Genomic DNA, 12,789 nt, shown 5'->3' with positions numbered 1-12,789 from the left:
TCGTCGCCTGATTGCAACTTACCAGCCCAGGTTTGGCCCACCTCGGTTGAGCTGCTACCATCGACGCTGTTTTGGTTACCGCTAACGGGAATTACTATGCAGTCCGTCCGTGAAGTGATGTTTAAACTTCCCAAAAAATTCCAACCCGAAGCCGCCGAAGGGATGGAGGTGGTGTTTCAGTTTGTCATCGATGATGAAGCCCACTACTGCCTGACGATCGAGGATCAGCAATGCCAGGTGGAAGAGCGTGAACACGATGACCCGAACGTCACCCTGCTGATGGACGGAGAAACCTTTGTCGACATCATCAGCGGTGAGCTGGGCGGCACCAGTGCCTATATGAGCGGACGCCTGCGGGCCGAAGGTAATGTGATGCTGGCCACCCAACTGAGCAAACTGTTCAAACGCTAAACGCCACAACTGAGGCTCTGAAACGGATCACAACTGGTGGTGCACACCGGCCAGAAAGCCTTCAATCAGGGTCGTTGAGATAGCCAGCTTTGGCGGCAATTCAGGCATTGACTGGGCATCAAACCAAGCCGCCTTAACAATCTCCACCCCATCGGGTTGGATCTCGCCCCCGGCGTATTCGGCATAGAACCCCAGCATCAGCGAGTGTGGAAACGGCCAGGATTGACTCTGCCAGTAGCGGATGTTCTTCACCTCGATCCCGACCTCCTCCATAACTTCGCGGGCTACCGCCTGCTCCGCCGTTTCCCCAGCTTCGATAAAGCCGGCCAGGGTACTGTAACGTTCAGTCTGAAAATGCGCGGCATGGGCCAGCAGACACTGCTCCGGTTCTCCATGCTCTCCCGGGCGGGTGACCAACACGATGATACAGGGCGAAATCCTGGGATACTGGTGGTATCCGCAACGATCGCAGCATGCCGAAAAGTCCCCCAGATCTGCCCGGGTTGGCTCACCACAACGGCTGCAGAAGCGATGGTTCCGATACCAACTGTTGAGCTGAGCGGCCCGTCCCAGTATGGGTGCCAGTTCAGGCTCCGCTTCCAGCATCAGCGAACGTAGCCCGGCATCGTCCCAGCCAGTCGGTAGCTCCTTGGCATCGAAGCACAACAGCTGGACCGACCGGCCCCGATGTTCTCCAACCTGAAGCTCAATCATCGGCTCCCACTGCTCCGGAGGTTGCCTCAGCAGCGGCGAACGCTGTCCATCGACCAACAGCCGGTCTCCAACAAAACCCAACCAATACATCGTCTATTACCTCAACCAAATCGCCAGCAAGCGAAACCGATCCGATATTAGGAACAAGCCCGGATAGGGGCGACTGTCATCCTGTTAACATAGACCGGATCACCCGCCAGACCCTGCCACCCTGCGGATTCAGCAACCAATTGTTTGATTAGTTTCAAGCTTGGCAAGAATTATGCACAGATCAAAAATCAGTCAATCCGGGACTTACAGGCACTGCCGCCGTCCGCGCAAACGATCCCGGCCTGGCATCTATCTTGCTGTTTTTAAATCAATTAATCCGAGCATAAAGCTCGGGTTTAATACAGACCACAGCCCCAGCCAAGCCACAGTGGTCAAAAAACAACCCACATAGTTATGCACAACCTGCTGGGGATAATGGCCCTAACAGCCGACCGCTAAAGCTCTCGGGGGAAAGTGGAAAACTCTACCGCACCGCAGCAAACCCAACAGAGCGACAGCGCTCAACCGCTAAGCCTCTTCGGCCGGATTTAACAGCCGTTCCAGCATTTCGGCCACTTCATCCTTTTCGAACGGCTTACTGATAAAGCCGGAAATGTTCAGATCCTGCGGCTGCTCGTTATCATCAACGGCGAAGCCTGAAACCAGAATCACCGGCAATTCCGGCCTGAGTTGGCGGACCTGCTCAATCAGTTTATAGCCGGACAGATCAGGCATCGAACGGTCACTGATCAAAAGATCCAGTGATTGGGGCTGGCTGCGGATTTTTTCAAGCGCAAAACGCGGTGAGGTATATACCGTGACATCATACCCGAGCCGGAACAGCAGACGCTCAGCAAAACGAGCATTCTTGTCGTCGTCGTCAACATAAACGATTCGTCCCCGCCCCTGAGCTTCGGCCTGTATGGCCGCAATCGCCTCGGAGGTATTTAAACGCCCCGTCTCACCCCGCTGACTGGGATCGTAGGTCGGCAGCAGCACACTAAAGGTCGAGCCCTGACCCGCTTCACTGTAGACCGTTACCAAACCTTCGTGGTCCGTGGTGATACGATGACAGGTGGCCAATCCGATCCCTGAACCCTTACCCGGCTCTTTGGTGGTAAAGAAGGGGTCGAAAATGCGCTCCTGGGTGGCCGGATCAATGCCGCAGCCGTTATCGGTGATCGAAATTTTGGCGAACAAGCCGGGCTTGATCTGCGGGTGGGTAGCGGCGAAATCACGATCGACGACATAATCTTCCAACGCCACTGTCAGCTGCCCCGGTGTCTCGCCGATGGCGTCTACCGCATTGGTCAGCAGGTTCATCAGCACCTGATCGAGCTGGGATGGGTCTCCCCAGACCTTCAGTCCCGGGGTCAACAGCTGCAGATCCAGCTCAATGGTTTTCGGCATCGAAGCACGAATCAAACTGACACCGTCCATAATCAGCTCTTCAAGCACCACCTCCGAATGGGTTCCGGAACGCTTGCGGCTGAAATTCAACACTTGCTGGATCAGTTTCTTAGCGCGTTTAGCTGCCTTTTCGATCTCCTGCAGATCACCGTAGAGCGGATCAGTAGCCTTCAGATCATCCATCGCCATCTGGGCGTAGCCAAGAATGGGGGTCAATATATTGTTGAAGTCATGGGCGATACCACCGGCTAAGGTTCCGACCATCTCCAGGCGCTTCGATTGCTCCAAGCGATGCTCCAGCCGTTTGTTCTCCTCTTCGGCCTTGACCCGTTCGGTGATGTCGTAGTGGTAGTTGACCGACACATCCTCACCGTCAAACTCCATCCGGCTGATATCCATCAAGCACCACCAGGAGCTGCCGTCGAGTCGGCGCCGTTCCATCTGCAGACTTTCCCGGGTTACTCTGCCCAGCCCTTCCAAGGCCAGAACCTTCGAGGCGTCTTCAGGGTAGACATAGCTGTCGGAGATATCGGATTCGATCAGCTGCTGTTCCGTCCCTGCCCCCATCATCTCGACAACTCGGCGGTTAACAAACACCGGACGGTGTTGACGGTTTACCACGGTAATCCCGATCGGACTGTCGTTCAGAATCTGGCGCACGTAGAGATCCTTATTGCGCAGTTCCTGAGCAGCCCGATCACGGGCGTCTATATGCTCGCCGATCTGTTGCAATAGCTCGGTGGTGGTGTGAACCACCAGGCCCAATTCATCCTTGCGATGCCGTGAAGGGATATCCAAACCGGCGGCTCCAGGGTTGGATGGATCTATCTTGGCAAAGCTGGCGGCAAACTGAGACAGCGGCTTGGCCACCATCAGGTAGAAAACCAGCATCAACACCACCGACAGCAACACCGCCAACAGGGTGATCTGCAGCAGGTGGCGCAGGGTACGATCCCAGAATGGAGCATAGATGACCGATTGGTCGACCCGCAGCACCAATCGTCCCGGCTGCAAGGCGATATCTTCGGTGACATGCTGCAATTGAATATCCCGACTAACCTTGAGCTCGTTGGAGCCGAACAACCACTGTTGCAACACATGCGGATTACCGTCGACATCCTGACGTCGGCGCACCAGCTCAGCGCCAAATTCGTCGTAGATCGCCACATCGGAAACAAATGGATAGTTAAGTAAGCCGACCACCACCTCTTCGGCCAAGGCTTCATCGTATAGATGCACCGCTCGCCGGGCGGAAGGTAAAGACACCGTCATGATGGTATCGAGCTGCTCATCTACATCATGGGTTTCTGAGCGCAGGTCAAAATAGGTGATCAGCAGTAACGCCAGTGCCCCCAGCAAGGCCCCAACAACAAAGGTAGCAACCCCTAGCTTGAAAGATATGCGCTCGGGGAATAATCGATTCATCGGACTCACTGTCGTACAACTCCAGCGGCGTTATTGATCAGCAGAAATGCCCCTAGACTAGCGCAACCAACTCTAATGGCAACATATTCCCGGGTGATATGGTCGAATATAACCCTGATTAATCTATGCTTTTCAGTATTCGCTGCCGGAGCCATCTGATACCATCCGGATCAGACCGGTCACCGTTACGCTGACTTTCAACTCACTGTTATCAACCTAGTTCTTGCCGATATGGATAAAACCATTCTTATCGTCGATGACGAGCCTTCAATCCGAAATCTGCTGGACCGTATGATCAGCCGCTGGGGTTATGACGTTCAACAGGCCTGCGACGGACTGGACGCACTCAGTGTACTGGACGCCAATCCCGATATTCGGCTGGTGCTGTCGGACCTGCGAATGCCGCACTGTAACGGCCTCGAGTTTATGCAGCGAGCCTTACAGAAATACAAGCGAGAGTTCGAATTCATCGTACTGACCGGCGACGGGGAGAAGCACGATGCGGTTCAGGCCATGCGCATGGGGGCCAGGGAGTTTCTCGACAAGCCGATCGATCGGGCCGATCTGGAACAGGCGATACAAAGCGCCCAGGAACGCCTTCAACAGAGTGATCAGGAACAAGCCAAGATGCGCAAGCTGGAGGTTGCCAACCTGCAGCAGGCTCGTTTCCTGGACGAAGCCGACGAACAACTGATCGATCGACTCGCCGTTATCGCCCAATACCGTGATGTCGAAACCGCCGAACACTGCGTCCGGGTCGGCCTTAACGCCGAACTGCTGGCTCGACTGGCCGGCTTGGATCTGCACACCCAACATCTGGTCAGACTGGCCGGGGTACTCCATGACATCGGCAAGATAGGCATTCCCGATAACATCCTGTTCAAGGAAGGACCGCTGAGCTTCGAAGAATTCGAAATCATGAAGCGGCATACCGATATCGGCTATTCGATGTTGACCGGCAGCGGTACCGAGCTGATCGATACCGCCGCCTGCATCGCCAAAACCCACCACGAGCGCTGGGACGGCACCGGCTACAACGACGGTCTATACCAGGAGGAAACACCGATCTTTGGTCGCCTGGTGACGATTGCCGACGTCTACGATGCACTGCGCAGCAAAAGGCGCTACAAGCCGGCTTTCAGCCACCTCGAGGCAGTCAAGATCATTACCCAGGGGGATGGCCGGACCGACCCCAACCATTTTGATCCGAAACTACTGAACCTATTCCGCGAGCACCATCATCGCTTTGCCGAGGTGTACGATTCGATGCCGGACGAAGCAATCTGAACTCCTATTGATTCAGGTTATTTCTCCCACCCCGAGGTTTGGTTAGAGTGCCCCACCTCACTTGGCTGACTTCGTTATATCCGGCTGGCAACCCATGACCAAGCAACTGCAACTGACCGCTTTGATTCTCGCCGGTGGGCGCGGTATGCGCATGGGTGGCGTCGACAAAGGCCTGGTAGCGCTGCAACACCAGCGACTGGTTGAGCATGTCCTAACCCGAGTCCGCCCTCAGGTCGATCAGATCATCATCAGCGCCAATCGCTCTTTAACCCAATATCAGGATTACGGCTACCCGGTTTTACAGGATCAGTTGGAAGGGTTTCAGGGACCGTTGTCGGGGATCAATGAAGGGCTCAAGCATTGCACCACCGACTGGCTACTGGTCGCCCCCTGTGACAGCCCGGCACTACCCACTGATTTAGCATCGCGCCTGGGCCAGGCCATTGAGCAACAACAAAGCCGCGCCGCCATCGCCCACGATGGCCGCTACCTGCAACCGGCATTCAGCCTGCTGCACCGTGAGCTGCAGCCCAGCCTGCAGGCCTATCTCAATGCTGGCGGCCGAAAGCTTGGGCAATGGTTGCACCAGCAAAACCCGTCGATTGTCGATTTCAGCGACCAACCGGATAGCTTTATTAACCTGAACTCACCGGAACAGCTGGCACAGTTCCAACTGCAGCTGAAATCTCCTTCTGAGTAACCGCACCGGTTAACAGGGGCAGGATCGCCACTGGCTTTATCTGTCTGCTCTCTCCATTCGACCCGGCGAACTTGTTTTGTTCGATCAGGAGCCTTTAATCACCACTCCGAAAAAAGACTTATATCAATCGATGAGATAAGTCAGCATATTCTTTTAAAACAACCGCTTAGATGTTATTCGTTAGTCGATATTTTGCCTCAGATCGCTTCACACCCCCGCGAATACCCACTATGATCGAGTGGCTTTATTCTGTACAACAGCAAGGTGTAAATGATGTCTCAGAGGGAAACAGGCACTGTAAAGTGGTTCAACGACGCCAAGGGTTTTGGCTTTATTGTTCGCGATGGTGGCGAGGATGTGTTCGTCCATTACCGCCAGATTCGTGGTGAAGGCCACCGCAGCCTGGCTGAAGGTCAGCAGGTCGAATACTGCGTGATCACAACGCCGAAAGGACTTCAGGCCGAAGACGTCGCTTCGCTCTGAATCACCAAGCCCGGCCAACCCCGGGCTGGTTTACTTCTTGATCTATCAGCCCAACAGCATCCTTTGAAGGCCGCTGACTGCGGGCAGTAGATCCCACCGTATTGACGCTGTTGTAACAGCCCGTTACCAACTGCGTCGATAGTTCGTATTGCCCGTTCTGGACTACAGACTACGGCTAGGAACTTGTACGTCTGCTGGTTGCCTAATTCGACGAAAACCTGTTGGTCCTCCAATCGCTACCATCTAAGGAAAGACAATGTCATTACTGCGTCTACTGTTACCCCTGATTGCCCTTAGCCTACTGAGTAATGGCGCCATTGCTGACAGCCGTGAAGCCAAAGCCTGGCAACTGATCGAACAAGGCGCTTTGGTCATCGATGTTCGAACTACCGAGGAGTATGCCCAGGCCCACCTGAAGAGCTCGGTCCATATCCCCTACCCGGAAATTGTCGCGCGCTTCAGCCAGATGGAGATCCGCAAAGATCTGCCGATAGTGCTTTACTGTCGCAGCGGTAATCGTTCCGGCATCGCCTACAAGATGCTCAGCCAAGCCGGCTACACCGCCCTGCACAATGGCGGCGGCCTCAACGACCTGTTGCAAGCCGCGCCGCGCTGAACCTTCCGACCTCAGGGCGCCAGGCGTTGAATCCGCCAGGCGTCCCGCTCCTGCCCTTCAATATCCTGATCAAGGCTGTAGACCAACCGGTCATGCAGCCTGTTCTCCCGACCCTGCCAGAATTCGTAGCGCTGCGGTACCAACCGATAGCCACCCCACTGTTGCGGACAACAAACAGCGTCACCATCGAGCTTGCGTTCTAGCGATTCCACCTGCCGTTCCAGTTGCTGACGATCAGCGACCGGATGACTTTGGTGGGAGATGGCCGCACTGAGCTGACTTCCCCGAGGACGCTCAGAAAAGTACTGCTCGGCACTGGCACGCTCCAACTTTTCCACTTGGCCCGAGATCCGCACCTGCCGATCCAATTCGGGCCAGTAGAACAATAATTCTGCCTGAGGGTTCGCGGCCAACTGCTGCCCTTTCAAGCTTCGGTAATCGGTGTACCAGCAATAGCCGCCCTGATCGAAGTGCTTTAACAGCACAATGCGTGCCGAAGGCAGCCCCTGCTCCGACGCGGTCGCCAGCACCATCGCCGTAGCGTTGGCCGGGTCCAGCTGCCGATGCTGCTCGAACCAGCGATGAAACTGCTGATGGGGCTGCTCCTGCAGATCCTGTTCATCAAAACTCTCCGCCAGATACTCGCGCCTGATCCGGGTCAGATCCTGATTCGAATCGATACTGCTCATAATTAACCTTCACACCCAATCAATAGCCAAAGACTATCGCAACGAAATATATATTTAATTTTATTAAAAAAGACCAGGTAACTATTCTAGTCTCCATACCGCAACCAATACAGGAAACACAACATGTTACAGAATAGCGAAGGACAACGAGTTCCACAGGTTACCTTTCACACCCGCGTTGAAGACCAGTGGGTCGACCGCACCAGCGATGATCTGTTTGCCGGCAAAAAGGTGATCGTATTTGCACTGCCGGGAGCCTTCACCCCCACCTGTTCATCCAGCCATCTGCCGCGTTACAACCAGCTAGCGGGTCAGTTTGCCGAGCAGGGGGTCGACGCGATCTACTGTCTATCGGTCAACGATACCTTCGTAATGAATGCCTGGAAGGACGACCAGAAGGCCGACAACATCGACGTTCTCCCGGATGGTAACGGTGAATTCAGCGACGGACTGGGCATGCTGGTGGACAAGAACAACCTCGGTTTCGGCAAGCGCTCCTGGCGCTACTCGATGCTGGTCAACGACGGCGTGATCGAAAAGATGTTTATCGAGCGCGACGTTCCCGGCGACCCCTTCGAAGTATCTGACGCCGATACCATGATGAAATACCTCAATCCGGACCAGCAGGAATCGGACAGCATCATCCTGTTCACCCGTCCTGGTTGCGGTCACTGCCTGCGCGCCAAGTCGCTGCTGGGAGAACGGAGCCTGAATTATGAAGAGGTCGTGTTGGGGCGTGACATCAACCACGCTGGCCTGAAGGCGGTATCCGGTCAACTGACCGTGCCACAGGTCTTTATCAACGGTGAACATATCGGCGGCGCCGACGAACTGCAGACGATGCTGGAAAGTTAAGTGCCACTGAAGCCGGGCTACCCCCTTCTTAGCAGCCTGGCTTCAGCCTTTAGTTCCACCAAAAGGCGGCACTCGGGGCTTTCATGCAAGCCCTGGCCTGACTACAATCAGGCCATGCATATCAGGATGTTATATCAAAGGCTATTGACGCCACTGCTGCTTATCGGGATCACTTTGTTCCTGTCTGGCTGCAACGATTTTAATGTCCGCAATCTGGCAAAAAGCGATGTCGATATGATCGTGGACCTGCATCTTGCAGAGCTCGATCAACTCAACCGCCAACTGTTGATCAAACTGTACAAACGCAACCCCCGCGAATTGCGCAAAAACCCCAAGCATTCGATCGAATCGCGGCTACGGCAGCTACAACTTCCTCCTCCGGAGCAACAGCCAAACTACCGGTTCGCCGAACTGGGCAATCGCGTCGGCAATCAAGCCCTGCGTCTGGCTTTTGATCCTGACTTTAGCGGGGATAGGGTTTTCGCGTTAGTGGTCGGCATGAAGAGCATGCTGCACGCCGCCTACAGCATGAAAACCGAGCTATTTCTGCTCGACGAGCTGAACCATCAGCTGCTGTATAACAGCGCCCGCAACCTCGAAATCATCAACTGGCGTTTGAACAACTTCCGAGACCCGAATAACGAGCTGTACCTATTAAGCAATGGCTACCAAAACGGGATCGCCAATCTGAGTTTTGAGCGGCTTTTTGGCAAGATGATTCTGATCCAGGACATGATGGCCAAGGTGGTCGCCGACCGAAACAACCGCACCATCAACACGGTGGTCCATAGCGTTGCTTCCACCGCGTTGATGCCGATACCGTTCTAGTTCACCAGATCGATAGCAACAGGCGCTAGCGAATCGGCTTGTTGACCCGGATCTGATCGCAGGCGTGATTCTCATTCAAAAACAGAGTGACATCAGCCTGGTCCGGCATCTGATCCAACATCAACCGGGTCAAACGCTCGTAATGCATGATAAAGCGGCGAATTTCAGCTTCACTCATGATCCGTAAACCATCGGGCTGCCCCGCTTCATGCAGATGCCGTATCCGTTCGGCCAGTTTTTTCTCCTGCAGCGTTCGCCACTCGAACACCTGCGCCATACTTGGAACCTTTAGCATCACCAGCAGGTCCAGCATTCCGAATAGCTCCTGATAGGGCCCTTTCAACTGGTCATTGACGTAGGTCCGCCAGATCGCGTTCGGATCCTCCTTCGCTTCAAGCTCGTTGACCGGCTCACGCAGATCCTCATCACTCTGGGCTTCCGCACCAAGGCACCAGCCGTCCAGCACCACCACGTCAACCGCCCCCAGCCACTCCTGCCATACCGACATCGGGCAGCGGTCATCGATCGACTTATCGAACACCGGAATTTTTACCACGCTGCCGCCGTGGGCCAGACGCAGCTGCTCGATCAGCTCAATCCCCAGTCGAACATCATGGGTACCCGGAACCCCTCGGGTGGCCAGCAGCGGGTGAACCTCCGCAGCCAAACGCTGACGCTCGGCCCGGGTTTTGTAGATATCGTCCAGCGAAAAGCCGACCACCCGCTGACCAAAGCCCGACGACAGGGTGACCTCCAGCAGGTTGAACAGAGTCGACTTACCCGAGCCCTGGGCCCCGTTGATACCGATCACCAGCGGCCCCGGTCGACGCCGCTTGATCTCCATCAGCCAGGCAGCCAATGGAACGTAGATGCGCTCAAGCATCTCAACCAGGCCAATATCAACCTTGAGGCTCTTAAGGGTGGTAGAGAACTCAGCTTCGACCGCTTCGACGGCACGACGTCGGTCCGCAGGGTCTCGAAACAGCTGATCTTCAGGCCAACGGGTCAACAGGGTCACTTCACACTCCGAAGATAGTTAACAGGTTTTCATTGTTACAACGATGGGTTCAGCTCTCCGCCGGGTGGTTGCGGAACCAATCGATCACCGACTGAATCTGGCCAGTCTCCATCAAAGATGGAGCATGCCCCAACTGGGGGTAACTCAACAGGCTCAGCGCCGGGTTCTGCTGCATACGCTCCACGGTCTGACGCTCCAGCACGTCGGAGCGCTCGCCCCAGATCAACAGCTGACGGCATTGGATCTGCTGCCACAAGGCCCAGAGGTCGACATCCTCGCCTGCTGCCTGGCGGCTGTAGTCGCCGATCACCGGGTCGTAGTGCAATGCCCACTGCTCGGTTCCCTCTTCAGCGCCCTGTTCAACACACTGACGGGCACTGTGCTGAGCCAGATGCTGCCATTGCCGATCCTCAAGCTGGCCGAAATCGGCATAGATGTCACGCAGATAATTCTCAACCGCTTCCAGCGAGCCAAAGCGCTGATCCAGGCCGACATAGTCTCCGATTCGCTGTAGACAGGCCTGACTGATAAAAGGGCCGATATCGTTGAGCACCAACCGCTGTATCGGTGAGTTTGGCATTGCCGCCATCAACATGCCGATCAGCCCACCCATGGAGGTACCGAGCCAGTCTACCCGCTCAACCTTAAGCCGAGCCAGCAACGCCACCATATCATTAATGTACTGCCCCAATTCGTAGGGGCTGCCGGATGGCAACCAATCGCTCTGGCCACGGCCGACAATATCCGGGCAAACCACCCGAAAATCCCTCGACAGCGCCAGTGCCAGCTCATCAAAATCCCGACTGTTACGGGCCAGTCCGTGCACACAGACCAACACCCGCTGATTTTCGACCGCTCCCCACTCGTGATAGACCACCCGGTGGAAGCCCTGCGGATTCAGTGACAGAAAACTCTCGGTACGCATACTCGCCCTCCTTTGCTGCCGGCCGACCGGCGATGGTTGTAGCAAACATAACACAGGGTAGCAGTAGCAAAAGACCGCAAGACATCAAACCCCGACAGCCCGGTCAGATTAGATCCGGTTTAAAAGGGCAGTGCCAGCTGCGTGGCAGCAACCGGGAGATCGTCGGTAAAGCGAACACCGACACCCAATAGCCGCACTGGACGTCGACCACGCTCAAATCCCTGGCTTAACAAAGGACGATAAAGGGCCAGATGGATCCGATCATAACCGCAGCTATCGATACGGGTTTCTACCGTGGTACTGGAGAAGTCATCGAACTTCAGCTTCAGCAACACCCCGGCAATCGGTTTGTTTTCACCTTTACGCGCAAGCCGTAGCTGCAGCTTTTTAAACAGCTCCACCAACGGTTCATGGCAGGCATCAAGATCGGGTAGGTCGGTGGCGAAGGTATGCTCAACACTGAGACTCTTGCGTTCTCGAACCGGCTGAACTTCGCGGTGGTCGATCCCACGGCAGCGTTGATAAAGCCGCTCACCCATCCGCCCCATCCATTCCTGCAGCTCCTCAAGCGAATAGCGTTGCAGCTCTTCACACCGACTGACCCCTTTTTCGGCAAGCTTAGCGGCGGTCACCGGCCCGACCCCGGGTATCTTCTTCACCGGCAACTGACGAACAAAATCATCGACCTGTTCGGGTCTTATGACCGTCAACCCGTCCGGTTTTTGCCAATCACTGGCTACCTTGGCGAGAAACTTATTCGGTGCAACACCGGCAGAGATGGTGATCCCTACCTCCTGAGCGACCTGTCGTCTAATCTGCTCCGCCATGCGAGTTGCGCTGCCATGGCACTGTTCACTGTGGCTAACATCCAGAAAGGCTTCATCGAGTGATAACGGCTCCACCAGATCGGTGTATTGACGAAAGATCTTATCGATCTGCGCCGATGCCTCGCGGTATTTATCCATATTGCCCGGCAAGATCCGTAGCTGAGGACAGCGCTTCACCGCCAATCCCGATGCCATCGCCGAATGGATACCAAATTCTCGAGCCGGATAGTTGCAGGTTGAAATCACTCCTCGCCGACCAGGATCCCCACCGATGGCAAAAGGAATATCCCGCAGCGAGGGATCATCACGCATCTCAACCGCGGCAAAGAAACAGTCGCAATCGGCATGAATGATTTTTCGTTGCATAGCGCAAACGCACCTAAAACTGGGAAATAGCAAACACTAGATACTGTATACATATACAGATAAAAACGCTAGCGCCCTTATTTCTAAGGGATATCGACAAGCCATGCTGGCCCCATTTCGGGTCAAAAAGTGGCCCCAAAAAAGCATCCTAAATGCAGATCATATTATTGCCATTTCTGCGGCGCACCAATTTTTACAACTGGCT

At 55.1% G+C, this 12,789-nt stretch carries 12 protein-coding genes and 1 pseudogene; 7 read left to right on the top strand and 6 right to left on the bottom strand.

Annotated features, from left to right (window positions below; genetic code table 11):
* The first annotated feature begins 96 nt into the window (after nucleotides 1-96).
* The gene (locus DV711_RS00555; protein ID WP_114693712.1) at nucleotides 97-411 is read left to right on the top strand and encodes an SCP2 sterol-binding domain-containing protein; all 315 of its coding nucleotides are present in this window, start codon (nucleotides 97-99) and stop codon (nucleotides 409-411) included.
* 27 nt (nucleotides 412-438) lie between these two features.
* On the opposite strand, the gene nudC is transcribed toward DV711_RS00555, so the two are convergent.
* Nucleotides 439-1,215 (bottom strand): NAD(+) diphosphatase, encoded by a 777-nt coding sequence (gene nudC / locus DV711_RS00550; protein WP_114693711.1) that lies wholly within the window; start codon nucleotides 1,213-1,215, stop codon nucleotides 439-441.
* 468 nt (nucleotides 1,216-1,683) lie between these two features.
* Nucleotides 1,684-3,990, bottom strand: coding sequence for a hybrid sensor histidine kinase/response regulator (locus DV711_RS00545; protein WP_114693710.1), 2,307 nt, complete (start codon nucleotides 3,988-3,990; stop codon nucleotides 1,684-1,686).
* 231 nt (nucleotides 3,991-4,221) lie between these two features.
* On the opposite strand from DV711_RS00545, the gene DV711_RS00540 reads away from it, so the two are divergent.
* From DV711_RS00540 to DV711_RS00525, 4 genes and pseudogenes are all read left to right on the top strand, one after another.
* Nucleotides 4,222-5,277 carry an HD domain-containing phosphohydrolase gene (locus tag DV711_RS00540; RefSeq protein WP_114693709.1) on the top strand — a complete coding sequence of 352 codons (1,056 nt, stop codon included), beginning with the start codon at nucleotides 4,222-4,224 and terminating at the stop codon, nucleotides 5,275-5,277.
* A gap of 94 nt (nucleotides 5,278-5,371) precedes the next feature.
* On the top strand, nucleotides 5,372-5,977 hold the full coding sequence (mobA, locus tag DV711_RS00535; RefSeq protein ID WP_114693708.1) for a molybdenum cofactor guanylyltransferase MobA: 606 nt from the start codon (nucleotides 5,372-5,374) through the stop codon (nucleotides 5,975-5,977).
* Between the two features lie 282 nt (nucleotides 5,978-6,259).
* Nucleotides 6,260-6,460, top strand: a pseudogene (locus DV711_RS00530) (cold-shock protein); the annotation flags it as partial.
* Between the two features lie 256 nt (nucleotides 6,461-6,716).
* A complete protein-coding gene (locus DV711_RS00525; protein WP_165839954.1) occupies nucleotides 6,717-7,076 on the top strand; it encodes a rhodanese-like domain-containing protein in 360 nt (119 codons plus the stop codon).
* 11 nt (nucleotides 7,077-7,087) lie between these two features.
* Here DV711_RS00525 and pdxH read toward each other — a convergent pair whose 3' ends face one another.
* Nucleotides 7,088-7,765, bottom strand: coding sequence for a pyridoxamine 5'-phosphate oxidase (gene pdxH, locus DV711_RS00520; protein ID WP_114693707.1), 678 nt, complete (start codon nucleotides 7,763-7,765; stop codon nucleotides 7,088-7,090).
* Between the two features lie 123 nt (nucleotides 7,766-7,888).
* Here pdxH and DV711_RS00515 point away from each other — a divergent pair, with 123 nt between their 5' ends.
* Both DV711_RS00515 and DV711_RS00510 read left to right on the top strand, forming a co-directional pair.
* Nucleotides 7,889-8,620: a glutathione peroxidase gene (locus tag DV711_RS00515; RefSeq protein WP_114693706.1), complete on the top strand. Its 732-nt coding sequence runs from the start codon at nucleotides 7,889-7,891 to the stop codon at nucleotides 8,618-8,620.
* 234 nt (nucleotides 8,621-8,854) lie between these two features.
* Complete coding sequence (locus DV711_RS00510; protein ID WP_243633751.1) at nucleotides 8,855-9,448, top strand: hypothetical protein; 594 nt, start codon at nucleotides 8,855-8,857, stop codon at nucleotides 9,446-9,448.
* A 25-nt stretch (nucleotides 9,449-9,473) separates the two neighbouring features.
* Here the strand turns inward: DV711_RS00510 and DV711_RS00505 are convergent, their stop codons facing one another.
* The 3 genes from DV711_RS00505 to dinB all read right to left on the bottom strand — a co-directional run bounded on the left by DV711_RS00505 (nucleotide 9,474) and on the right by dinB (nucleotide 12,584).
* Entirely contained in the window at nucleotides 9,474-10,466 is a 993-nt protein-coding gene (locus DV711_RS00505; protein ID WP_114693704.1) for a hypothetical protein, read from the bottom strand.
* 49 nt (nucleotides 10,467-10,515) lie between these two features.
* Nucleotides 10,516-11,391 carry an alpha/beta fold hydrolase gene (locus DV711_RS00500; RefSeq protein WP_114693703.1) on the bottom strand — a complete coding sequence of 292 codons (876 nt, stop codon included), beginning with the start codon at nucleotides 11,389-11,391 and terminating at the stop codon, nucleotides 10,516-10,518.
* Between the two features lie 119 nt (nucleotides 11,392-11,510).
* Nucleotides 11,511-12,584 carry a DNA polymerase IV gene (gene dinB / locus DV711_RS00495; RefSeq protein WP_114693702.1) on the bottom strand — a complete coding sequence of 358 codons (1,074 nt, stop codon included), beginning with the start codon at nucleotides 12,582-12,584 and terminating at the stop codon, nucleotides 11,511-11,513.
* Nucleotides 12,585-12,789 lie beyond the last annotated feature (205 nt).

Origin of the sequence: Motiliproteus coralliicola, assembly GCF_003345655.1 — a bacterium.
In the GTDB taxonomy this organism is placed as follows: domain Bacteria; phylum Pseudomonadota; class Gammaproteobacteria; order Pseudomonadales; family Balneatricaceae; genus Motiliproteus; species Motiliproteus coralliicola.
Note: the sequence above shows the minus strand (reverse complement) of the source record. Positions and strands in the feature narration are given on the sequence as shown.

Bases quoted from the DNA above. Each gene is read 5' to 3' on its own strand.
- DV711_RS00555 (WP_114693712.1), top strand. From the start codon at position 97: ATGCAGTCCGTCCGTGAAGTGATGTTTAAACTTCCCAAAAAATTCCAA.
- nudC (WP_114693711.1), bottom strand. From the start codon at position 1,215: ATGTATTGGTTGGGTTTTGTTGGAGACCGGCTGTTGGTCGATGGACAG.
- DV711_RS00545 (WP_114693710.1), bottom strand. From the start codon at position 3,990: ATGAATCGATTATTCCCCGAGCGCATATCTTTCAAGCTAGGGGTTGCT.
- DV711_RS00540 (WP_114693709.1), top strand. From the start codon at position 4,222: ATGGATAAAACCATTCTTATCGTCGATGACGAGCCTTCAATCCGAAAT.
- mobA (WP_114693708.1), top strand. From the start codon at position 5,372: ATGACCAAGCAACTGCAACTGACCGCTTTGATTCTCGCCGGTGGGCGC.
- DV711_RS00525 (WP_165839954.1), top strand. From the start codon at position 6,717: ATGTCATTACTGCGTCTACTGTTACCCCTGATTGCCCTTAGCCTACTG.
- pdxH (WP_114693707.1), bottom strand. From the start codon at position 7,765: ATGAGCAGTATCGATTCGAATCAGGATCTGACCCGGATCAGGCGCGAG.
- DV711_RS00515 (WP_114693706.1), top strand. From the start codon at position 7,889: ATGTTACAGAATAGCGAAGGACAACGAGTTCCACAGGTTACCTTTCAC.
- DV711_RS00510 (WP_243633751.1), top strand. From the start codon at position 8,855: ATGATCGTGGACCTGCATCTTGCAGAGCTCGATCAACTCAACCGCCAA.
- DV711_RS00500 (WP_114693703.1), bottom strand. From the start codon at position 11,391: ATGCGTACCGAGAGTTTTCTGTCACTGAATCCGCAGGGCTTCCACCGG.
- dinB (WP_114693702.1), bottom strand. From the start codon at position 12,584: ATGCAACGAAAAATCATTCATGCCGATTGCGACTGTTTCTTTGCCGCG.